This is a genomic window from Amazonocrinis nigriterrae CENA67 (genome assembly GCF_016056305.1).
Lineage (GTDB): Bacteria > Cyanobacteriota > Cyanobacteriia > Cyanobacteriales > Nostocaceae > Amazonocrinis > Amazonocrinis nigriterrae.
The window spans coordinates 1-24,161 of record NZ_JAECZC010000032.1 but is presented as its reverse complement, the minus strand read 5'-3'; the positions used below and the strand labels follow the sequence as shown (position 1 = coordinate 24,161).

At 41.9% G+C, this 24,161-nt stretch carries 12 protein-coding genes; 7 read left to right on the top strand and 5 right to left on the bottom strand.

The genetic code is table 11. The features are described 5' to 3' along the window. Positions 1–113 precede the first annotated feature (113 nt). Positions 114–284: a hypothetical protein gene (locus tag I8748_RS17425; RefSeq protein ID WP_318781235.1), complete on the top strand. Its 171-nt coding sequence runs from the start codon at positions 114–116 to the stop codon at positions 282–284. A gap of 86 nt (positions 285–370) precedes the next feature. Here I8748_RS17425 and I8748_RS17420 read toward each other — a convergent pair whose 3' ends face one another. The 5 genes from I8748_RS17420 to I8748_RS17400 all read right to left on the bottom strand — a co-directional run bounded on the left by I8748_RS17420 (position 371) and on the right by I8748_RS17400 (position 8,992). Next, positions 371–1,027 carry a response regulator gene (locus tag I8748_RS17420; RefSeq protein ID WP_198125832.1) on the bottom strand — a complete coding sequence of 219 codons (657 nt, stop codon included), beginning with the start codon at positions 1,025–1,027 and terminating at the stop codon, positions 371–373. Then, positions 1,024–7,050, bottom strand: coding sequence for an AAA family ATPase (locus tag I8748_RS17415; RefSeq protein ID WP_198125831.1), 6,027 nt, complete (start codon positions 7,048–7,050; stop codon positions 1,024–1,026). The genes I8748_RS17420 and I8748_RS17415 overlap by 4 nt, the downstream gene beginning before the upstream one ends. Before the next feature lie 59 nt (positions 7,051–7,109). Continuing rightward, on the bottom strand, positions 7,110–7,292 hold the full coding sequence (locus I8748_RS17410; RefSeq protein WP_198125830.1) for a DUF1993 family protein: 183 nt from the start codon (positions 7,290–7,292) through the stop codon (positions 7,110–7,112). Positions 7,293–7,377: 85 nt separating this feature from the next. Beyond that, positions 7,378–7,701, bottom strand: a complete 324-nt coding sequence (trxA, locus tag I8748_RS17405) for a thioredoxin (protein ID WP_198125829.1) — start codon at positions 7,699–7,701, stop codon at positions 7,378–7,380. Between the two features lie 271 nt (positions 7,702–7,972). Continuing rightward, complete coding sequence (locus tag I8748_RS17400; RefSeq protein ID WP_198125828.1) at positions 7,973–8,992, bottom strand: tRNA-dihydrouridine synthase family protein; 1,020 nt, start codon at positions 8,990–8,992, stop codon at positions 7,973–7,975. 510 nt (positions 8,993–9,502) lie between these two features. Here I8748_RS17400 and I8748_RS17395 point away from each other — a divergent pair. The 6 genes from I8748_RS17395 to I8748_RS17370 all read left to right on the top strand — a co-directional run. Continuing rightward, positions 9,503–10,153: a hypothetical protein gene (locus tag I8748_RS17395; RefSeq protein WP_198125827.1), complete on the top strand. Its 651-nt coding sequence runs from the start codon at positions 9,503–9,505 to the stop codon at positions 10,151–10,153. Between the two features lie 595 nt (positions 10,154–10,748). Beyond that, positions 10,749–11,090, top strand: a complete 342-nt coding sequence (locus tag I8748_RS34630; protein WP_214662623.1) for a hypothetical protein — start codon at positions 10,749–10,751, stop codon at positions 11,088–11,090. Positions 11,091–12,171: 1,081 nt separating this feature from the next. Beyond that, the gene (locus I8748_RS17390) at positions 12,172–14,301 is read left to right on the top strand and encodes an AMP-binding protein (protein WP_198125826.1); all 2,130 of its coding nucleotides are present in this window, start codon (positions 12,172–12,174) and stop codon (positions 14,299–14,301) included. Positions 14,302–14,314: 13 nt separating this feature from the next. Beyond that, on the top strand, positions 14,315–15,586 hold the full coding sequence (locus I8748_RS17385) for a cytochrome P450 (protein WP_198125825.1): 1,272 nt from the start codon (positions 14,315–14,317) through the stop codon (positions 15,584–15,586). A 38-nt stretch (positions 15,587–15,624) separates the two neighbouring features. Continuing rightward, positions 15,625–21,474: a type I polyketide synthase gene (locus I8748_RS35160; RefSeq protein ID WP_225896456.1), complete on the top strand. Its 5,850-nt coding sequence runs from the start codon at positions 15,625–15,627 to the stop codon at positions 21,472–21,474. Next, positions 21,471–24,161: non-ribosomal peptide synthetase (locus I8748_RS17370; protein ID WP_198125824.1), on the top strand; the 2,691-nt coding region annotated here is incomplete at its 3' end. The genes I8748_RS35160 and I8748_RS17370, both read left to right, overlap by 4 nt.

The window sequence follows — 24,161 nt, the reverse complement described above, 5'->3', positions numbered from 1 at the left end:
TAAGAGCAGGTAATAGGTGGATAAATTAGTTAGACAAGTACACTATTTAATAATTTTTTAATATTCATAAATATTATCATTATGCAGCATTTTGGCTTTGGGGAATGGCTCAAGTGCTGCTATTACAAAATTGGTTGTGTGGATTGTCCTATCTGCTAGCATTTTTATCAATGTATCTGGTACGAGTACCTCAAGAAGAACAGATGATGATAGATACTTTTGGAGAGCAGTATCAAGAATACGCAACTCGAACCGGGCGAGTAATTCCAAAATTTTGGCAATAAGTGTGTGAGCAAAACGATATTTTTAACGCCAGGTTGTTCTTTGCTAACGAACGGCTACACCCGCAGGTGAATTGTTTTGAGCATATTCAAAGTGTGATGATACCGCGCTTGAGAGCAACAATCATGGCTTGAGTGCGATCGCTCACTCCCAATTTACTCAAAATATTTTTAACATGAAATTTGACAGTTCCCTCAGCGATCGCTAAGGCAGTACTAATCTCTAAGTTGCTCTTGCCCGTTGCCATCAGGCGCAGCACCTCCAACTCGCGATCGCTCAATTCTGGACTCCGCAACCGCTCTGCTAGTTTTGCGCCCACGGCAGGGGGGATGTACTGTTGGCTGTTATGAACTACCCGAATCGCTGTCAGTAGTTCCTCTGGTTCTGCATCTTTTAAGACATAGCCTTTTGCGCCTGCTCGCAATCCCCGATAGATGTCTTCGTCGCCGTCGTAGGTTGTGAGGACAATAATTCTGGCATCGGCAAACTCAGCACAAATGGTAGCGATCGCTTCAACGCCGTCCATCTCCGGCATCCGCAAATCCATCAATGTGACATCGGGTTGATGTTGGCGGAACAATTCTACGGCTTCGTACCCGTTGCAGGCTTGTCCAACTACGGTCATATCCGGTTTATATTCGAGTACGGCTGCTAGACCTTCTCGCATAAATGGATGATCGTCGCTGATCAAGACGCGGATCACAGAGGAGTCAGGTAGAGTGGGTGAGCGGTGCGGCTGCGTCATGGCGTTTGGACTCTCACTACAATTTCTGTCCCTCGTCCAAGGTTGCTATGAATCGTCAATCCTGCTCTAATCCGTTCAGCACGTTCGGTCATTCCGAGTAACCCAAAGCCTCGACTGACCGACAAATTGCTGCTTTCAAAGCCTTGCCCATTGTCTTTGATTTCCAAGATGAACTGCGTTGGCGTAGTCCGCCGCAGGCATCGCTCATAGCGCAACTCAACGCGAATTTCGCTTGCATTCGCATACTTAAACGCATTGGTTAACGCTTCTTGGCCGATGCGAAGCAAATTCATTTCCACCTCGTTCGGTAAAGCATAGGGTTCACCAATAACTTCGCAGACTACCTGCACTGAGGTATGGGAAAACATCTGAGCAGCGAGACGATTGAGTGCGCTATACAAATCTCCTTCTTCTAGGATCTGCGGGCGGAGTGCTTCTACCGAGCGACGCGCATCCGCAAGCCCAGAACGCGCCAAGATCCGCCCGGTTTTTAAGTGTGACTGGGCGGCATCTGGATCGAGCTTGAGGCGTTGGGAGGCGGCATCTAAATGAACGATGATGCTGGTGAACGCTTGAGCCAGCGTATCATGAATTTCCCGTGCCATGCGGTTGCGTTCATCTAAAATTAACGCTTCTTCAGCACGTTTACGTTCGCGCAATGCAGCGTTTCGCTGTTCGCTAATATCTGTGATCAGTCCATAGTATCCTTTCACTTGAGCATTGCGATCGCAATCGGGAATATAAGTAGCACTGATATGTTTTTTGCCAGACGGATAGGAAAGTTCTGCCTCATAGGTTATGGTCTGCCCTTCCAGTGCTTGCTTGATATACGGCTCAACAACTTGATAAGCCGCTTCACCCAAGATTTCACAGTTACTCTTGCCGAGAATTTCATCTCGACTACGCTCAAACCATACCTCACAGGTCTGGTTGACAAACCGATAGCGCTGATTGGAATCTGTATAAAAGATACATACGGGTAGAGCGTCGGTGATCAGTCGTAATTCCTGTTCTCGCTCGCGCAGTGTGGCTTCGCTTTCTTGTAAAGCCGCCGTTCGCTCTGCTACCTGTTGCTCTAAGGTGCGGTTGTAATCGGCTAGCAGTCGTTCTGTTTGTTTGCGCTCTGTGATGTCTTGAAAAGCTGAGATCGCATAAATCACATTTCCCTGTTCATCAAAAATGGGAGTTCCCCACCCTTCAACTGGAATGGTGACGTTGTTTTGGCGAATTTCTAAATCGTCAATTCTACTGCGTTCACCGCTCAATGCACGCATCACTGGCAGGTTCTCAATTGGATATGGTTGATCTGTTCCCGCCAGATAAAGTTGATAAACTTCTGCAAGTTGATCCGGTGTTGCGGAAGGCACAATCCCTTTGCCCAATAGCTGAATTGCCTGTTGATTGGCGTAGCAAGGGCGACCTAGCGTATCTACAACTCCTACTCCCACCGGAACCGCTTCTAGAAATTGAGCCATCTGACTTTCGCTTGCCCGTAGCTTTGAGTAAAGTTTGGCATTTTCAATTGCGATCGCTGCCTGTGTCGATAAAAAATTCAAAACTTGCGTTCGCGTAGCGTCTCCTTCGGAAAATCGCTCTGATGTAAATGCCCCAGCCGCTAATTTATTTTCTAGATACAACACGCCCACTAGCTTACCTTGATTGAGCATAGGTAAACATAAGATTGATTGAGTTTGATTGTGTTGAATATATGGCTCATTAATAAAATTACCTTCACGAGTAGCATCATTTAAAATGACACATTCATGAGTACGAATCACATAATTAATAATTGATTCAGGTAGATGATTTGCAGACGGGATAAATTGCAACACTTGTGTATTATAAACATTCAATCCATCACTATCATTGAGTTCACAAGCAGCTTCAATTACCCATTCTCCTGAGTTTTCCAAAATTATAAATCCGGTTTGTGCGCCAGCATTTTCAATTAGGATTTTCATCAAGGAGTTGAGTAATTTGTCTAGTTCGATTTCACTCGAAATCGCCTGTGATGCTTTTAGTACTGCTGCTAAATCAAACGGAATGAATGAACTGTTAGAAGTAGTTTTAGAACCTTTAGTAATTGACGTGTAAGTCATACTTGATGACTGAGGAAATAGCTGCGGATAGCGAGTTTCTAAATCTTTGACCTTTGCGATCGCTCCCCAACGCTCATAGCAGTAGTGAGCTTCTTTCATGTAGGTTTGGGCAAACTTTTCCCGACCTCGCGCCAAATAATGTTTTGCAGCCAATTCATAAGCTAACGCTTCTTCTTGGATATATCCATTTTCTCTGGCTCCTTGGATAGCTTGTTCGTAAAATTCTTCTGCCTCAAAAAACTGACCTACAATTCTTGCCGTCTCTGCTTGTACCAAATGATATTTATGCAAATGATTCATTGGCGCATAACTTGCCCAGTGTTTTATTTTCTCTTGGTTAGCACTAACGTTTTTGATAATTTCCGCCTGCGTTTGATCGCTGCTTTCGGGGTATGTTGCGAGCTTTGCCAGAGAGTCATAAAAGTAATACAAAGGATAAAGGGCTGTCCCTCTTGCTTTGAGTAAATGTCTTTTGGCTTTCCTCCCGTTTTCAAGTGCCTGAGAATAATCAGAAAATAGATAGCAGAGGAAAAGTTTATTGAAATGTACGAGAAAAATTACGGCTCCATCTGTTTCATGCTGTGGCAGTCTAGTCTCCTCATTGTAAGCTTCACCAATTAGACGAGTGAGACTGACAGAACGTCCCATGAAATTTAAGACGGACTGGTGAAATATTTCATTCCAAGCAAGTGGAGTTTCTTGTTTAATTTGATGAATTGCTTCACCATAAGTTCTCAATTCGTGTTCAAGTTCCACGAGTTCCTTACCAGCAATAAAGGATTGTAGATTATAAGTGTGAGCGCAATAGGCGGCAAACTCTAAATCTCCAGTTTCTAGACCACTTTGATAACCTTCTGGTAATTGCTGGGATGTTTCTTTAATATGTTCTTTCCAGTGGATAATGAAGACATATACAATGAAAAATGTCTTAGCTGTGAGTGAATGAGTATGAGACTGTGACAACAGCCTCAAAGCAAGTTGTCCAAATTGGTAGCCAGACTCGATATTCCCGACCATCCCACAAAGAATTAACCCAAAGTTGGCATAGGCAAAACCAGAGGTAAACGCATTGCCATACTGGATTGACAAGTTGACCTGTTTCGCTGCTAATAGCGGCATCAATTCAGGAGCAGCTATTTGAGCAGCAATCATGATGCTTGATAGAATTCGCATCGCCGCCAACTTTTCCGGCTCAGTCATTTCAGGTAAATGGCTCAAGTCTGCAATCGGCTGATTGCCAACAAGTGATGTAATTGTGTCTAGCTCTATCTGAATATCTGACTGACTTGGCTGTTTGGGAAAACTGATGCCAAATTGCTGTAAAACTTGCAATGCAGTATCGATCGCTTTTAATGGCTGACTTTGTGCCATGTCAGTTTGAATTTTGACTTCATAAGCTTTAACGATGTCAAGAATATTTTTGGCTTCTTGCACAACGATCGCCACCCAGGATTCTACCTGCTCAAAATCGCCACACAAGTACTCAACTTCTGTTGTTTCTAAATATAAATCTAAGGTCAAGTCATAGTTGGTTTGCCAGCTAGAAGCTGCTAGCCAAACTCTTGCTGTGGCTAAATATTTTTTCGCCATACTATAAGCGATCGCAGCTTTTGCTTTCTGACCTGCCATCAAATTCAATTTGGCAATTTCATTTCTTTCTGGTTGATTGCTGACAAGCTCAATCCCGTGATTCAAATGATCGACAATTTCAAATAGCCTATCTGATAGTCGCTGTGGTAATCTTTTTTCTAGCAGATTGCGCCCAATTTGTAAATGAACAATTTGTTTATACGCCTCATCAATCAATTCGTAGGCAGCTTGTTGTACGCGATCGTGCAAAAACTTATATTCCTGAACTAACAAGTTTTCATCTAATTCAGATAGGGGTTGAATTAATCCAACTTGTATTACTGCTAGTAAATCTTGAAAAACCGTTTCAGGTGCTTTATCACAAACAATCGATAGAGTATCTAAATTAAATTCAGCACCAATGCAAGCAGCTAACCGAAGAATTTGCTGTGTGACATCTGGCAGTTTCTTCAACTTGTGAAGCATCAACTCCACAACATTATCAGTGATATTTTGAGCTTGAATTTGAGCAATATTCCACTGCCAGCTTAAATTTTCAACATCAAAGGTCAACAGATTTTCGCTATACAGTGTCCTCAAAAATTCATTGACAAACAAAGGATTGCCCTCGGTTTTACGCAACACCAACTGGGCTAAAGAACTAACGGTGTCTACATCCCGATGCAGCGTCTCGGCAATTAACTGACTTAACGGCTCCAGCGTTAATGGTGCCAGGATTATCTCCTGAAGCCCTGCTCCTTGTTTTCGCAGTCTTTCCAAAGTTAATACTAGCGGATGCGTTAGATTTACTTCATTATTTCGATAGGCTCCAATTAAAAATAGAAATTGGGTTTGCTCATCAAGCAGCATCAACTCAATTAACTTCAGCGTTGCTGAGTCTATCCACTGCAAATCATCTAAAAAGATGACAAGCGGGTGTTCCTTTGAACAAAATACCCGCACAAACATTTGAAAGATGCGATTAAAGCGGTTCTGAGCTTCCGTTGCACCAACTTCCGGTACGGGCGGCTGCTTGCCAATAATTAACTCAACTTCCGGAATCACGTCAATGATGATTTGGCCATTGCTTCCTAAAGCTTTTAGAAGTTGCGATCGCCACTGTTGTAACCGCTCCTCTGGTTCGCCCAGTAGTTGCTGCACCAATTTTTGCAGAGCATCGGCGATCGCACTGTAGGGAATACTGCGTTGAAATTGATCGAATTTACCCCAGATGAAATAACCGCGCTTTTGGGTGATTGGTTTATAGATTTCCTGCACTAATGCTGATTTCCCAATTCCAGCATAGCCAGATACTAACATCATTTCAACTTTGAAGGTTGAGTTGTCTTTTTGTTCGTGTTGTGAAGTTTTTTGTGTATGGTTGTTTGAAGAAGCAACGCGGTCAAAAGCTTCTAGTAACATTGCAACTTCCTTGTCTCTTCCATACAATTTTTGAGGAATTTGAAACTGATCCCAAACGTCTTGCAAACCCAATTGAATGCTATCAATTTGACCGATTTCTTTTAATTTATTAGCACAGCATTCTAAATCTGCCTTGATTCCCCAAGCACTTTGATAGCGATCTTCTGCATTTTTCTCCATCAGTTTCATAATGATATCTGAAACCGCTTTGGGGATTGTTGCATTCAACTCATGAGGTGGAGGTGGCTGTTTGGCAATATGACAATGAACTAGCTCAAGTGTGTCCTTTGTGGTAAAGGGCAGGTGTCCAGTAAGCAATTCGTAGAATGTGACACCCAGCGAGTAAAAATCTGTGCGATAGTCAAGCAAACGGTTCATGCGTCCTGTTTGCTCTGGAGACAAGTAGGCGAGTGTGCCTTCTAAAACATAGTGACTTTTGAAAGTCGGATTCGTGCGGTTAAATTGGGTGGCAATTCCAAAGTCAATAATTTTAACAACGCCTGTATCCAGATTGAGAACAATGTTTCCAGGATTGATATCCTTATGAATGACATTGGCTGCATGGATTCTGCCTAGAATATCAGTAAGGTTGATTGCTAGACTTAAAAAAGTGGATAAAGGTATGGGGCAGAAATCTGGAAATTTTTGCATCCATTGCTCTAGGGACTCTCCGCCAAAGTCTTCTAGAAGAATAACGAGGGTGCGTTGATAGTCCTGCTGGCTGTAAGCCTTGATTACTCCTGCTATGTTCAGAGATCGGGTAATTTCGTATTCTTGTTTGTAGCGGGTCAGTTCTTGAGGAGAGGGATAATCTTGCTTAAGCATCTTGACGATGAGCGATCGATTATCTTGCACTCCGAGTCCCCGATACACCAGAGATGCCGAACTCTCATAGATTTTGCGTTGAATGGCAACTCCAGGCAGGGCAATCATTGTGATCTCTTCCGATGATTATGAGCCACATGGCTAATTATACAGTTTGTGATTTGTTGTTATGATAATGACCAAAATTGTCTACTATTGCTTTCTTCTGGGTGTAAATGGCTATTGAGCAATACAAAAGGATCTATCTTTTTGGTTTCTGCATATGAAGCACCTTTTTCGAGAATAGCTATGAGATTATTGAGTGTGTGAATAAAAACAGGGATTGAAGCTTGATACATGGAAATAGTCATCAATGATTTCTCCAAAACAAGTTTAAATAACTTTGAAAAAGAAGATTCTAAGCATTTTTTTATTCGCGCAAACGCTTAAATATAATTATCCCAAATACTGTTCGAGGGCGCTGCTAAATTCTTCGTAAGATTTAACACCGACCATTGTTTGTGCCAACGTGCCTTGCTGAAAGAACATGACAGCAGGAATGCTACGAATGCCAAATCGTTTAGCGACAGCTTGGTTGGCATCGAGGTCTAGCTTAAAGACTTTGACGCGATCGCTGTACTCCAATGCCAGTTTATCTATCAACGGAGCAATGAGTTTGCATGGGCCACACCAAGCAGCCGTGCAATCTACTACAAATAATGCTTCGGTTGCAAGTAGGGTATCTAACTCGGTTTCGTCTTGAATATAAATGGCAGTCATAGTTTTCTTCAAAAGAGCATTATCTCATGGCTGTGTTGTTCTCACTGCGCCATTATTCACTTGAGAAGCAAAAATCCACTTTTAGTCGCAGTGCTTGGGGGTGAGGTTGAACAACACAGTCTGCTTCGTACCTTAAAGTCATAACCACCCGGACAATGCAGCAAGAGTTGAATGCAACCTGAGCAAACGGATCTTGTGAGCCATTGTATCTGTTAAAACTAAACTTGTGGAGAAGAAATAATCTTCTCAACCCTCAACCATTCGGCTATAACTAAATACCAGAGTAAGGTGTTAAGGCTAAAGTCTGCGTAGTATCAGCCAAAAGAAAGCGATCACAGATCTGAAAAAATTCAACCTCAGTCTGGGCCTGTCGCATCAAGCGTAGGAAATGCCCTTGGGCATCAACACTTAAAGCTATGTAGTTGAGGAATAGTTTGAGGTAACCTAGACGCGCTCGTTCTGGGATATTGGGTGCTTCTGGAGTTTGCCATAAGCGATCAATGTAGCTGCGTACTTCTACTAAAGGAACAGGCATGATCGGCTCAAATCGCAATGCTTGCCGAATTTGATGAAAAATCCAAGGATTGCCAATGGCCCAACGTCCTATCATCACACCAGCCGCCCCTGTTTGAGAAAGCACCGATAATGCTTTAGGAGCCGAGTAGATATTTCCGTTAGCAAGCACTGGACAATTGACTCGTTTAACCGCTTGGGCAATCAAATCATAATTCACTGGCCCGTGATAGCGATCTAGAACTGTGCGACCATGCAAAGAGAGCAAATCAATACTGTGGCGATTGATGATGTCTAGTATGGTGTAAAAGGTATCGGTATTTTCAAAGCCTAAACGCATCTTGACGGTTAAAGGGCGATCATTGACTGCTTGCCGTAATTCTGCCAAAATCCGTTCGACTTTTTCTGGCTCTTTTAGCAATCCACCCCCAGCTTTTTTACGATAGATTCTCGGTGCTGGACAACCCATATTTAAGTCAATGCCTGCGATATTATAAGTGCAGAGTTCTTGTGCTGTTCTTACCAAGTCGGGAATGCTTTCACCAATCATTTGAGCAAAAACGGGGCGACCCGTGTCGTTTTCGGTGATTGCTGCCAGAATGTCAGGATTTAGCCGTGATGTTTCATTGACGCGAAAATATTCGGTAAAGAAGTAGTCAGGGCCGCCGTAATCAGCAACCACTTTCATAAACTTGAGGTTGGTCACGTCTTGCATGGGTGCAAGAGCAGTGAGAGGTAAATCCTTGTTCAGCGATTGGGGAAGCGATACTGGGGACATAGGCCAACAGCGTTTGACAAAGCATCACTTTATCAAAAATAGTTGCGCTTGGTTCTACCCGAATGGCACGCTTGTTAAAGGTAAATCCCTTAGTTTAAAAACTTCGTAAAATTTCACCGTAATGATTGAAATGAAAAGTATTAAATACTACTAAAATTATTGAGTTTTAGTAGAAGCCAGAGAATCTTTAGATTCCTTGTATGAAGTTCCACAGTAAGGACAAAAACGAAACTTCAATGAGGTGATAGGTTCGTTGCAATTAGCACATCCGTAAAGGTGTACCACATAAAATACAAAACAGCGATCGCACCCAATTTTCACCCTCAAGTCAGCACCAAACCCAAATACTTATTTTTCTTCACTATCCTCTTTGATGTGTTAATTTTTATTTATTTTTGGTATTTTCAGTTTGAAATTGAGGATATTTTGATTGCAAAGTTTCAGCTTGTGTAGTTTTTGTCTTTATCAAAAGATTGTATTCTTCTCATCCATTTCATCAACAACGCAGTCATGAAAAATCTGTTCCCATTACTATTGAGTGCTGTTCTCTTAAGTACTACGGTAGCTTGTAATAAAACAAGTAGCCAGACTAACGTTACTTCTACTAACAATAAAACTGCAATAGTTGATAGTGCGTCTAGTCAGCCTAACAATCAAAAAATAACCGTACCTGCTGGAACGAGTTTTGATACTGTTCTTCAACAAGAAATATCTACAGGTAAAAACCAAAATAATGACCGTTTTGTCTTAAAAATTAAGAATTCCTTACTCAAAGGCAATCCAATTCTTAAAGATGGTCAAATTCAAGGACATTTAGAAGATGTAGTCAAAGCTGCTAAAGGCAAGAAGGCTAGTTTGCATTTGGTTTTTGACGATGTTTCACTTAAAGATGGCTCATCTTATCCCATTGACGCAACTTTAATAAACACTCAACTCGAAACAAAAACTAAAGGTAAATTCATTCAAAATGCAGGAATTATTTTAGGTGGTGCAGTTGCAGGTCATTTTCTTGGTGATAAAGCCAAGTTCAAGCATGGTGGACTAGCAGGTGGTGCGGCTGCGGCTGCTTTCGTTTTATCTAGCCCTGGTGGAGAAGTTGTCCTCAAAAAGGGTACAAATATTAAACTTCAACTTAAATCTGCTATCGGTACTGTTCAATAGACCATTGACTGTTGGGGGAGGGCAAAAGCACTTTTATTCACGCTTGCTCCCATTACGCATAGCATTCGTCTTTTGCCTTCAAACCAATGTCTCGACTAATACTATCTAATCAGGACTTACGCAACTGGCATAAGCAATGGCGTGCGGAGCGCCTAAAAAAACTAAGCTATCGACATAGCAACATCTGGACGTTTTAGTTGCTCGATTAAATAATTAGAAAGCAAACTATGCTTGATTTTATAAATAGTTTGAAAATCTTTTTCGGAATCTACTTGATTAGTTACTATCAACAATTCCAAAAAGGGCTGATTTCAAAAACCCCTTTTTATAGTACTAAAGTATCAGTAATTAGCGATCGCCTGTGTCAGTTGCGTCAGTTCTGTAGTACTAAAGTACCAGTAATTAGCGATCGCTTGTGCCAGTTGCGTAAGTCCTGACAATGATTTGGATGCGAATGTTACTAAGAAAAGCTGGGGAAGCTGGGGGAGAAAAGAGGAAAATAAAGTATTCTTTAACACTAAAATCTCATAAAAATTACTTGTTTTTTGTCTCCCCCAGCACCCCCAGCTTGCCTTAACAGATAAAAATAAACTTAGTGCCATTCGATTTGGATGCCAAGAGCGCTCCATTCCCCAAAGAACGGATTTTACCAGCTGAGTACAGTGAAGCGATCGCACGGGTGAAAAAGGCGCTTACGGAGGGATGGTGTCAGAATCCAACGGGGTTATTTATCAATTCGTGCAAGAGCGGGGCAAAGGTAAAGAATATCGTTATAACGAAAAGTAACGCGTATAAGCGCTGGTTCAGGAAGCAGCGTATTGCGCTGGCGATGTCTCTTGGGGTTGTGTATACGGCTCCTGGTGAGGCGGTGGCGGTGAGGGAGATGATGCAGAGATATCCGCGTGGAAGAGTGAAACTAACAAAAACTTATGAATAAACCACAAGAGCGGATCTTTGCACTGCGATAGTTGTAATCTTCTCTAGAGAATTTGTCAACTACTAGAAGTAGTATTTAAATTTATTATGTTAAGAAATAATACAGTATGTCAATATTGATTTAGAAAAGGACTTATTAAATTAAGTAAGAAAGTAGGAAAAGTGGGATGCTTTGTATCAATCCTTCAAAAACTTATGAATAAACCACAAGAGCGAATCTCTGCACTGCGATAGTTGCAATCTTCTCTAGAGAATTTGTCAACTACTAGAAGTAGTATTTAAATTTATTATGTTAAGAAATAATACAGCATGTCAATATTCAGGATGTGACTATTTGTATTGTAAAAGCGTACTTTTGAAGCCCCTACCGTGAACCTTTCATGAGTGGTGGAATATGGTATAGATTGATTTTTTCAGTTTTTCCTACTTTTCCCACTTTTCTTACTTTTAAGATTAATATTTTTGGGAAAGTAGGAAAAGCAAAATATTTTATCAAACTACTTGATTGTTTGCTTATTATCATGTAAGTTGATGTAAGTGCGGGAATCCACTACAATAATTTAAACAACCAGTAAATTGCTCAGCAAAGATTTCTATTAAGGAATTTACATTTAGGATAATTGAGTTTATCAACTTGAGGAACACTCATAATTAATAGACAAAGTTAACCATTAAAACTTTGTTACTAACTGCTTTAGTAAGGTGCTTATGTTGTTCTAAATAATTGTTCCATCATCAAGGAAAAGAAATTAAAAGTTTAATTGAGGCTGCCAAAGCTAAATTAATTTTTTATTGACTGCCATATTATCCTGATTTTTCATAAGCGCGGAAATTGCTGGTCAAACATTAAGAATGTACTACGGTTCTCGGTGCTATAAATTATCCTTCTCTATAGCAAAATGATTGAAATAGCCTTTAGTAAAGTCTCTTGAAATGATATTCGCAATTGGTTTATCCATTGCTACTGTAGCTCACCAGACTAGGAAACGCTATACAAGTTCAAGTTTATCAACATAAACTTGCTTCTATATAAAATTATTCTCAATTTACTGTTGCGTACTTATAATGAGACAGGGGAGCTGATGAACAACAATTTATTTTTACAGCCTACTCTTGCTGAAGCTACTTTGGTTGACCTATTACACAAAAGAGCGCTACAGCAACCAAGGCAAATAGCATATACGTTTTTGGTAGATGGGGAAACAGAAGAAGTTAGCTTAACTTATCAAGCATTAGACCAAAAAGCGCGATCGCTTGCTGCCAAGTTACAGAGCATGAAAGCTATTGGAGAAAGAGCGCTGCTTTTATACCCACCCGGATTAGACTTCATTATCGCTTTTTTCGGGTGTTTATACGCAGGTGTTACAGCAGTTCCCGTATATCCACCGCGTCGTAATCAACGTATGATAAGGTTGCAAGCGATTGTGAAAGATGCCCAGGCTAGTTTCGCCCTTACAACAACATCTGTTCTGACTAATATTGAACACAGCTTAAAACAAGAACCAGACCTAGCAGGTTTGAATTACATAGCTACCGAAAAGCTTAACGACAACTTTGGACAAAATTGGCAACCCTTAAAAATAACTAGCGACACTTTGGCATTTCTCCAGTACACCTCAGGTTCTACAGGGACACCGAAAGGAGTGATGGTAAGTCATGAGAATTTGCTGCACAACCAGGAAATGATTAAGACAGCATTTCAACATACACAAGAAACTATATTTGTTGGTTGGTTGCCCTTATTTCATGACATGGGACTGATTGGGAATGTACTACAGCCATTGTATTTAGGCATGCCAAGCTTTTTGATTTCACCTACGGCATTTCTTCAGAAACCTTTACGGTGGTTAATGGCAATTTCTCGCTATCAAGCAACGACTAGCGGCGGGCCTAATTTTGCTTATGATTTGTGTGTTGACAAAATTACGAAAGAACAGCGATCGCAGCTTGATTTAAGCAGTTGGGAAGTTGCTTTCAACGGTTCGGAACCTGTGCGTGCGGAAACTATTGAAAAGTTTTCAGCCACCTTTAAAGATTGTGGCTTTAGAAGAAGTGCTTTTTACCCCTGTTATGGAATGGCGGAAGCAACTTTAATAGTGTCTGGGGGTTTAAAAATAGCTCCACCAGTTACTAAGTTTGTGAAAGAAAAAGCTTTGCAGCAAAACCTAGTAGAAATTGCCGCAACAGAGCAAAAGGATACTAGAGCAATTGTTGGTGTGGGTAAGAGTTGGTTAGACCAAAAAATCCTCATTGTTAACCCTGAGTCATTAACTAAGTGTCCAGATGGACAAATAGGAGAAATCTGGGTTTGTGGGCCGAGTGTGGCTGGTGGCTATTGGCAAAGACCTCAAGAAACTCAACATACCTTTAATGCACAACTGCAAGACACAAAAGAAGGGCCATTTCTTCGCACTGGAGATTTAGGATTTTTGCTTGATGGCGAGTTATTCTTCACAGGTCGCATCAAAGACATGATTATTATTCGAGGGCAAAATCATTATCCTCAAGATATTGAATTGACAGTCCACAAGAGCCATCCAGCACTGCGTTTGAATTGCGGTGCAGCATTTTCTGTGCAGGTAGAAGGTATTGAAAGGCTAGTCATTGTTCAAGAAATAGAGCGAAGTTACTTACAAAAGCTAGATGTGGATGAAGTAGCTAAGACAATTTGTCAAGCAATATTCCAGCAGCACGAGCTACAAGTCTATGCTGTTGTACTAGTGAAGCCAGCCAGTATCCCGAAAACATCCAGCGGTAAGATTCAGCGCCATGCTTGTCGGGATGGTTTTTTGAATGGAAGTTTGGATGTCGTCGGAGATTGGACAACAAATCTTCAACAAATAGACTCACTACAACTCCAACAAGAAGTAGAAGCCCTGTGGGAAGAAGTGCAAAATTCACAAGAATCGCCAGCCGATGGCGAATCCTTCTCACCAGCTTTTACAGAAGAAGCGATCGCCACTTGGCTAGTTTCTCATTTGGCCTTGTCTTTGAAAGTGTCCCCCGATGAAATAGACATTCAAGAGCCTTTTGCTACATATGGCTTAGATTCCGCAGTAGCAGTTAGCTTAACAGGTGAATTAGCACAATGGCTTGGCTGTGAACTTGAACCTACTCTTTTTTGGGAGTACCCCAACATTGAAGTGCTAGCCCAGTATTTAGCAGCGGAATATCAATTATTGCAATCAACAACTTTTCCAGTTGCAGTTTAGAAAGATGCATTCAATGAACGTAACTTCCAACACAAATAATCAGACAAAAAAACTCAGTCCCGTCAAAAGATTCAAATTCAATCCTTTGAACAGAGAATTTCGCGCTAATCCTTATCCAACTTACCATCACCTCCGCAGTGAAGAACCTTTACACCGATACTTTGTTGATGGTGATTGGGTACTGACCCGCTACGCTGATGTGAAAGCAATTTTAAAAAGTGGTCGTGTTTGTAGCCATGACAAGCCAGAATTAATTAAAGAAAAAAACCAATACCTCCAAGACAAAGGCAGGAATTTAAATGCTCTAGCTTCTATCAGCAATAGATTCTTATTTTATATGAATCCGCCGGATCATACGAGATTACGCAGTTTAGTCACAAAAGCCTTTTCTTTTACAGTAGTTGAACAAATGCGTCCCCGTATCCAGCAAATTGTGAATGAGTTGCTGGGCAAAGTTCAGAACACAGGAAATATAGATATTATTGCCGACCTTGCTAGTCCACTGCCTGTAACTGTAATTGGTAGCATGTTGGGAATACCGAATGAAGCTCAAGACCAGCTTCATCAGTGGTCTAATGTTTTGTCTCGCATATTAGATGCACTGGTGTCATTAGAAGAATATGAAGCCATGAATCAGGCTATCAATGAGTTTCAAGAGTATTTACGCACTCTTGTTGCCGAACGAGAAAAAAATCCACAACCAGACTTAATCAGTGCCTTGATTGCAGCTAGAGAGCAAAGTGACAAGCTCAGCGAAGAAGAACTATTGTCAACTTGTATATTGTTATTTGCAACAGGTGAAGAAACCACAGTCAACACAATAGGTAACGGAATGCTGGCATTGCTTCGCCATCCAGAAGAAATGGAAAAGCTCAAACAGCAACCAACACTGATTCAAAATGCTGTTGAAGAAATACTTCGCTACGATAGCCCAGTTCAACTCACAAACCGGATTGCGATCGCAAACATAGAAATAGGCAACCAAACAATTCAAGCAGGTGAAAAAATACTTCTTTGCTTAGGAGCAGCTAACCGAGATCCAGCCCAATTTCCTGACCCAGATCGGTTAAATATTAATCGAACTGAGAATAATCACCTTGCTTTTGGAGATGGTATTCATTACTGTTTAGGAGCCACCCTTGCACGCGTTCAGGCTCAAATTGCTATTAACACACTGCTGCAACAATTTCCTGATTTACAGTTAGCTTCAGACAACTTAGAGTGGCGAAAGAATTTAGCCTTGCGGGGCTTAAAATCTCTGCCTGTAACTTTCAGTTGTAAATAATTCATAAATAATTCTTATTTTAAAACATATACTTAACAATGAATAAAGAAGAAATTGCAATCATAGGCATAGGCTGTCGTTTTCCTCAAGCCAATCATCCGGAAGCTTTTTGGCAGTTGCTATGCAACGGTGTAGATGCCATTACAGAAATGCCTGCTTCTCGATGGCACTTAGATCCAAATACAAAAAAATTAGATAAAACAAAAACTTATTGGGGTGGTTTTATAGAACAGATAGATCAATTTGACCCTAAATTTTTTGGTATTTCTGCACGGGAAGCGATGAGCATAGATCCCCAACAGCGATTGTTGCTGGAGGTCACATGGGAAGCATTAGAAGATGCTGGGCAAATACCAGAGCATCTCCAAGGTACCCACACAGGTGTCTTTATAGGAATATCATCACAAGATTTTTCTGTATTGACCTGGGATAATGCCACCGAAGACATGTATATGAGTACTGGGGCTTCTCATTCCATCGCCGCTAACCGCATTTCCTACTTGTTTAATTTTATGGGGCCAAGCGTAGCATTTGATACGGCTTGCTCCTCTTCACTCGTTGCGATTCACTATGCATGTCAGAGCTTATGGAATCAAGAGTCTACCTTGGCTGTGGCTGGAGGAGTGAATGCCTTATTGTTACCTGAAGCTACCGTTAACTTTGCCAAAGCAGGGTTCATGGCTTGTGATGGACGTTGCAAAACCTTTGATGAACGAGCAGATGGCTACGTTCGTGGCGAGGGGGCAGGTGTAGTGATTTTAAAGCCTCTATCGCAAGCTGTGGCTGATGGCGATCGCATTTACGCTGTCATTAAGGGAAGTGCTATTAACCAAGATGGGCGTAGCAATGGACTTACAGCCCCCAATCCCCAGGCACAGGAAGCCGTTGTGCGCTCTGCCTACCAAAACTCAGGCATCTCACCAGGTCAGGTGCAGTACATTGAAGCTCATGGTACAGGTACGAGCTTAGGCGATCCTCTAGAAATGAAAGCTCTGGGAAAGGTACTAACACAAGGCCGACACCCTGGAAATTATTGTCGTGTAGGTTCAGTAAAAACCAACATTGGACATTTAGAAGCAGCAGCCGGAATTGCTGGGTTAATTAAAGTAGCGTTGTCTCTCAAACATCGAAAAATTCCCCCAAACCTGCATTTTCAAAAGCCAAATCCTTATATTCCCTTTGATAAACTGCCCCTACGAGTTCAACAAACCTTAGAACCGTGGCCCCAAGGAAATGATTTGGCAATAGCTGGGGTTAGTTCCTTTGGATTTGGCGGCACAAATGCTCATGTAGTGTTAACAGAAGCACCCCCAGAAATTCCCAAGAATAACGTCATTGAACATCCTGTACAACTTCTTACCCTGTCAGCTAAAAGTGAAGATGCTCTCTTGGAACTGGCACATCGTTATCAGGAGTTCTTGAACAACCACCCTGAGATATCGTTAGCAGATGTTTGTTTTACTGCTAATACAAAGCGATTTCACTTTAACTACCGTCTCGCTGTTGTCGCTGATTCTATTGTGCAGTTGCAAAAGGAACTAAATGCCTTTACGACTTCACAAGAGACTGTCACAGTTGTTAGTGGTCAAGTAAAGAATAAGAAGCCTCCGAAAGTGGCATTTCTATTTACTGGACAAGGCTCGCAATATATTGGCATGGCACGCCAACTATACGAAACAGCGCCCGTCTTTCGGCAAACCCTAGACCGTTGTGAGGAAATTTTACATAACTATTTAGACAAGTCATTAATTAAAGTTCTTTACCCCGAACCAACAAAGACTTCGCCACTAGACCAGACCGCCTATACCCAACCTGCTTTATTTGCCATTGAATATGCACTCTTCAAACTTTGGCAATCTTGGGGTGTCGTACCCAACGCCGTCATGGGTCATAGTTTAGGAGAATATGTTGCTGCTTGTGTGGCGGGAGTCTTCAGCCTAGAAGATGGACTAAAGCTGATTGCCACAAGAAGCCGTTTGATGCAGACATTACCGCCAGGGGGAGAGATGGCTGTAGTGTTTGCGGCGGCAGACACTATACGTGCAATTACTAAAATAGACTATACAAAAGTCGTATTTGCTGCTAAAAACTCACCACAAAATACTGTAATTTCTGGCGAACAGCAGGCAATTCAGTCAATTTGTACTGCCCTAGAAGCAGAGGGAATTAAGACAAAAAAACTACAAGTTTCCCATGCCTTTCACTCACCCTTAATAGAGCCAATCCTAACAGAATTCCATCAATTTGCAGCTAGTATCACATATAATGCACCTCAAGTTGACTTAATTTCTAACCTGACAGGAAAACGATTAACTCAAGCAGATATTACCCCTGAATACTGGGTGAAACACTTACGTTGTTGTGTGCAATTTGCCGATAGCTTAAAAACACTTCATACTGATGGTTATGAAATTTTTGTGGAGATTGGGCCAAAACCTACCTTGTTAGGAATGGGGCGCAACTGTTTTCCTGAAAAAGAAGGTGTTTGGCTTCCTAGTCTGCGTCAAGGACAAAATGATTGGCAGCAAATACTCCAGAGTTTAGGAAAATTATATGTCTGTGGAGTAGCTGTAGACTGGTCTGGCTTGGAAAGAGGTTATGCGCGACAGCTGATCAGCCTGCCAACTTACCCCTGGCAAAGGCAACGCTACTGGATTCCAACTTCCGCACAAAGATATCAACAAGCAGAGTCTTTATTGCCAGAAAATATCCAGACTCCGATTACTAACTTTCTTGAACAAGGAGATACTGAACAGTTAACTCAGCTAGTACAGAAAGCAGGGAATTTCTCACAAGAACAACTAAAATTATTACCTGAACTATTAGCAGTTTTAATCAGAGAACACAAACAATACCAAATACCAGATTTTATCCGAGATTGCTGTTACGAAATAGTGTGGCGATCGCAAGGTAGTATCCAGCAGTCAATTGCAGATTATATACCTACTGCCAAAGAAATAGGCGATCGCCTCTTACCTCAAACACAGCAGTTAATATCGGCAGAAAATCAACTATATCAAGAAGCATTAGTTCAACTGGAAGCTTTGAGTATTGCCTATGTCATCACAGCATTCCAAGAAATGGGATTCAACTTTCAGTTGGGGCAACAATTTTGTCTTGCAGACATCACACAACAATTGGGTGTAGTTAACCAACATTCGCGGCTAATGGCTCGGCTGTTGGAGATGCTTGTAGAAGTTGAAATCCTCCAGCGCCAGGGCGAACAATGGTATGTAGTAAAACTGCCAAAGATACAGCATCCTGACTCGCAGATAACTAGCCTTTTATCTCAATACCCAGATGCCTTTGCTGCACTTACCCTATTGCAGCGATGCGGGTCGAATCTAGCACAAGTGCTGCGAGGAGAACTTAATCCGCTAGATTTGCTATTTCCCGAAGGTGATTTAACTACAGCAACCCAGCTATATCAGGATTCACCAGTGGCAAAAGTGATGAATACCCTGATGCAGCAGGCCATTGTATCAGTAGTAAAAGATTTGCCACCAGGGTGTAAACTGCGAGTATTAGAAATTGGTGGCGGCACCGGCGGAACCACCTCCTACCTATTGCCATCTTTTAATGCCCAGCAAACAGAATATGTCTTTACTGATTTATCTCCTTTATTCCTTGCTCAGGCAAAACAAAAGTTTCAAAATTATTCCTTTGTCAACTATCAGTTATTAGACATCGAAAAAGACCCACAATTACAAGGATTTAGTGAACATCAGTACGATTTAATTGTAGCAGCTAACGTGTTGCACGCTACTCAAGATTTGCAAGTCTCTTTGCAGCACGTACACAAATTATTAGCTCCTCAAGGAATGTTATTGCTATTAGAAGGAACTAGTAAAGCACGCTGTTTAGATTTAATTTTTGGGCTAACAGATGGATGGTGGAAATTTACTGATTTGCAGTTACGTCCCAACTACCCATTGCTGACAACTGACAATTGGCAGAAGTTACTGCATAGTAATGGCTTTCAAAATGCAACTGTCATTGCTCCAAGTTATCAGGGAATTGTATCACAACAAGCGGTCATTATTGCTCAATCAGCTAAACCAAACCAAAGCAAAATAGCACTAGAAAATTGGCTAATTTTTGCTGACAATCAAGGTATTGGTCAGCAGTTAAGTGAACTTTTATGCTCGCAACAACAAGCTGCTACTCTCGTCTTCCCTGGTGAGGAATATAAACAGAAAACAGCCCAAGAGTTCAGCATCAACCCTACATCACCAAAAGACTTTCAGCTACTACTTGAACAAGCGGCAAAAGATAAAACTGCCTGGCGTGGAGTAGTTTATTTATGGGGCTTAAATACAGTTGCAGCAGACGCTCTGACAGTAACAGACTTAGAGGTTGCTTCACAAATAGGATGTGGTGGTGTCTTATCCCTAGTGCAGTCTTTGATTAATCAAAGATTTTCACCGTCTCCTACATTGTGGCTGGTGACGCAAGGCGCACAACGAGTGAGTGAAGAAGCTACACTTGGGGGAGTAGCGCAATCACCTATGTGGGGACTAGGAAAAGTAATTAAAGATGAGCATCCAGAATTTAACTGTACTCTGGTAGATCTAGACCCTGTAGGAAATAACAATGCACAAGCATTATTTGCCGAAATTTTTTCACACAAGCCAACTGTTAATGAAACTCATATAGCTTTTCGCAACGGACAAAGGTATGTTCAGCGATTAGTACGTAATAATAAAATTGTCAAAAACTCTTTGCGCCTCAAAGCTGATGCTACCTATTTAATCACGGGTGGTTTTGGTGGAATTGGTTTACTGATAGCTCAATGGATGGTAGAGCATGGAGCAAAGCATCTAGTTTTAGTAGGGCGTAGTCACCCTGATGAAACTGCTCAAGCAACTTTAAGGACACTAGAAGAAACTGGAACTGAGGTTGTAGTAGTCCAAGTTGATGTATCTGTAAAAGAGCAAGTCGCTAGTTTATTAACTCAAATCAAAACATCTTTACCGCCGTTGCGGGGTGTTATCCATGCCGCAGGTATCTATGAAGCTCGCTTGTTACAAGAACAGCAATGGCAACGATTTACTAAAGTTTTTGCACCCAAAGTGAGCGGTACATGGAATTTACATACCCTAACCAAAGATATACCTTTGGACTTGTTTGTACTTTTTTCTTCAGCTATCTCTATATTTAGTTCTTCCGGCTCAGGCAGTTATGCAGCAGCAAACACATTTTTAGATGCTTTGGCACACCATCGCCAGGTACTCGGTTTACCAGCGCTAAGTATAAACTGGGGGCCTTGGTCTACGGTGGGTATGACGCGTGTTGTCGGTGACAGACGCTTTGCCCAGTTGATGGCTCAAGGAGTAGAGCCGTTCTCAGCGCCACAGGTGTTACAAATCCTCGAACAAGTAGTGCAGCAAGATATCACTCAAGTTGGAGTAATTCAGATTAACTGGTCGAAACTGCTTGAGCAATTTCCATTGGGTGACTACCCTGCGTTGCTTACTGAATTAGCGGCAAAAGTCCAGAAACAAACACTAACTGAGCAGAAAGTAGTCCAACAGCCTCAGATTTTAAACCAGTTAAAGATAGCTCCAACAGAGAAACGTCAATCGCTGTTAATTGCTTATCTGCAACAGCAAATCGCCAAAGCTTTAGGAACAAGTGCATCGATGCTCAATATTGATGAGCCTTTAAACCAAATGGGGCTGGATTCTTTAATAGTAATCGAACTCAGAAATCGGCTCAGAGCAGATTTAGGAGTGGATATTGCGATCGCTAAATTCTTGGATAATCTCAGTGTCGTTAGTTTAACAAAAATTGTCAGCGAGCAACTTTTCGAGGTTAATTCCATTTCCAAAACCTTTGTTGTACCTACCACATCTACAAACCAGACCAGGATTAGAGGTGAGTTATGAATTTAATCAAGTTCCTTCAAAATCTTTTGGTAGCAGGTATAGAATTGTGGGTTGAGGACGGTAAACTCTGCTACGATGCTCCAGAAGATGCATTAACCCCTGAGTTGTTGGCGGAAATTAAGCAATATAAGCCAGAAATTATTTCCCTGCTGCAAAAGCAAACTTATCCTCTCTGCCATAGGCAAAAAGCACTTTGGTTTTTATACCAACTAGCACCCGATAGTGCAGCTTACAATGTTGCCTATGCAGCACAATTGGTATCTAATGTCAACATTGCAGCATTGCAACAGGCAGCTCAAGCCTTAATTGAGCGCCATGCAGTTTTGAGAACTATCTACACCGTGGAGTACGGTGAACCAGTACAAACGATTCAAGAAAATCAACAAGTCTGCTTGACTGTGCAAACAGCGGCTAACTGGAGCCAAGAAGACTTGCAAAACTGGCTCTTGAGTGAGAGCGATCGCCCCTTCGACCTCAGCAACGGGCCTGTAATCCGCTTTCATCTGTTAATTCGAGAAATTATAACAGATGCATCGACGGCAAAAGAAGTGATTTTGCTAATCACGGCACATCACATAGTCGTGGATTTCTGGTCTTTGGAATTGCTGACGGGTGAACTGAGGCTGATTTATCAAGCCATCAACAACGGCTTAGAAGTAACACTCCCACCCCAAAACCTGCAATACATAGATTATGTACAGTGGGAAACCCGTATGTTAGCAAGCCAGCAAGGTGAACGCCTGTGGCATTACTGGCGCGAGCAGTTAGCTGGGGAGTTACCGATACTAAATTTACCAACAGATCGACCAAGACCACCAGTACAAACTTATGAAGGTGCTTCCTTTCCTTTCGTTTTAGACGAAAAACTGAGCCACAAGCTCACAGAATTAGCAATAGCCGAAGGTGTAACTGTTTACACAGTTATGCTGGCAGTATTTCAGGTACTATTACTACGCTACACAAATCAAGAAGATATTCTAATTGGCTCTGCAATGGCTGGACGCAGCCTTGAAGAATTTGAAAAGATTATTGGTTACTTTACCAGTCCAGTTGTTTTACGAGCCGACTTGTCTGGAAATCCTACCTTTAGAGAGTTGCTGAGGCGAGTGCGCTCTTGTGTGTTAGGTGCGCTAGAAAATCAAGACTATCCCTTTCCTTTATTAGTAGAGCGACTGCAACCATTACGCGACCCTAGCCGTTCTCCACTTTATCAGGTAGCGATCGTTTGGGATCGCTCCCACCAAAATGAGGGACAAGTATCAATAACCGATAGTGATGGGTTAATTGTCAAGACACTAACTCCAGAGTCAAAAGCGACTTCTTTTGATTTAATTTTGACATTTTTTGATACAACAGAAGCGCTCCAAGGAATCTGGAAATATAACACCGATTTGTTTGACGGCAGTACCATTGAGCAGATGGCAAATCATTTTGTCACATTACTTGAGGGGATTGTAGCAAACCCATACCAGTCGATTTCCCAATTACCCTTGCTGACAAAACCTGAGCAACAACAGTTACTCGTCGAGTGGAACAATACCCAAACAGACTATCCCTTTGATCAGTGTATCCATGAGTTGTTTGAGGCGCAGGTACAGCGCACCCCAGATGCAGTGGCAGTGGTGTATGAGAAAGAACAACTCACCTATGATGAGTTAAATAGTTGCGCGAATCAATTAGCACATTACTTGCAGTCTGTGGGTGTAAAAGCAGATGTGCTAGTCGGGTTGTGTGTAGAACGTTCACTAGAAATGGTGGTAGGACTACTGGGAATTCTCAAGGCGGGTGGTGCTTACGTGCCGCTTGACCCAGATTATCCCACCGAGCGCTTGAACTTCATGTTAGAAGATGCTCAAGTTGGTATACTGTTGACCCAACAAAAACTCATTGACAGGCTACCACAGCATCAAGCAAAGCTCATCTGTTTAGATAGCGACGCTCAAATATTTACACGCCAAAAACAAGAAAATCCTATATTGCAAGTTACGCCTAACAATTTAGCTTATATTATTTACACTTCCGGCTCCACAGGCAAACCAAAGGGTGTGATGGTTGCCCATAGCGGACTATGTAACTTAGCTTTAGCTCAGATTGAGACTTTTGGTGTGCAGAACTTCAGTCATATTCTGCAATTTGCTTCCTTGAGTTTTGATGCTTCCATTTCGGAAGTTGTCATGAGTCTGGCATCAGGGGCAACACTTTACTTAGCAACAAAAGACTCTCTACTACCTGGGATGCAGTTAATTGAGTTATTACGCAATTATGGCATCACCCATATCACCTTACCACCATCGGCGTTAGCAGTCCTGCCTGTTGAGGAACTCCCGGCACTACAAACCATGATTGTGGCAGGAGAAGCTTGTTCTTTAGAACTCATAAAGCAATGGTCTGCTGGCAGGAACTTCTTCAACGCCTATGGCCCAACAGAAGCCACCGTCTGTGCTACAGTGGCAAAATGCACAGATAGCGACAACAAAACTTCTATCGGGCGACCCATAGCCAACACGCAGATTTACATCCTAGACCAATACCTGCAACCAGTTCCCGTAGGTGTCCCAGGAGAATTACATATCGGTGGTGCAGGGTTGGCGCGAGGCTACCTCAACCGTCCTGAGTTGACACAACAGAAATTCATCCCCAACCCCTTCGGTCGAGGCAAGGGAGCAGGGGGGCAGGGGGGACTCGGG

Bases quoted from the DNA above. Each gene is read 5' to 3' on its own strand.
- I8748_RS17410 (WP_198125830.1), bottom strand. From the start codon at position 7,292: ATGACTATTTCCATGTATCAAGCTTCAATCCCTGTTTTTATTCACACA.
- I8748_RS35160 (WP_225896456.1), top strand. From the start codon at position 15,625: ATGAATAAAGAAGAAATTGCAATCATAGGCATAGGCTGTCGTTTTCCT.
- I8748_RS17400 (WP_198125828.1), bottom strand. From the start codon at position 8,992: ATGTCCCCAGTATCGCTTCCCCAATCGCTGAACAAGGATTTACCTCTC.
- I8748_RS17385 (WP_198125825.1), top strand. From the start codon at position 14,315: ATGAACGTAACTTCCAACACAAATAATCAGACAAAAAAACTCAGTCCC.
- I8748_RS17415 (WP_198125831.1), bottom strand. From the start codon at position 7,050: ATGATTGCCCTGCCTGGAGTTGCCATTCAACGCAAAATCTATGAGAGT.
- I8748_RS17420 (WP_198125832.1), bottom strand. From the start codon at position 1,027: ATGACGCAGCCGCACCGCTCACCCACTCTACCTGACTCCTCTGTGATC.
- trxA (WP_198125829.1), bottom strand. From the start codon at position 7,701: ATGACTGCCATTTATATTCAAGACGAAACCGAGTTAGATACCCTACTT.
- I8748_RS17390 (WP_198125826.1), top strand. From the start codon at position 12,172: ATGAACAACAATTTATTTTTACAGCCTACTCTTGCTGAAGCTACTTTG.
- I8748_RS17395 (WP_198125827.1), top strand. From the start codon at position 9,503: ATGAAAAATCTGTTCCCATTACTATTGAGTGCTGTTCTCTTAAGTACT.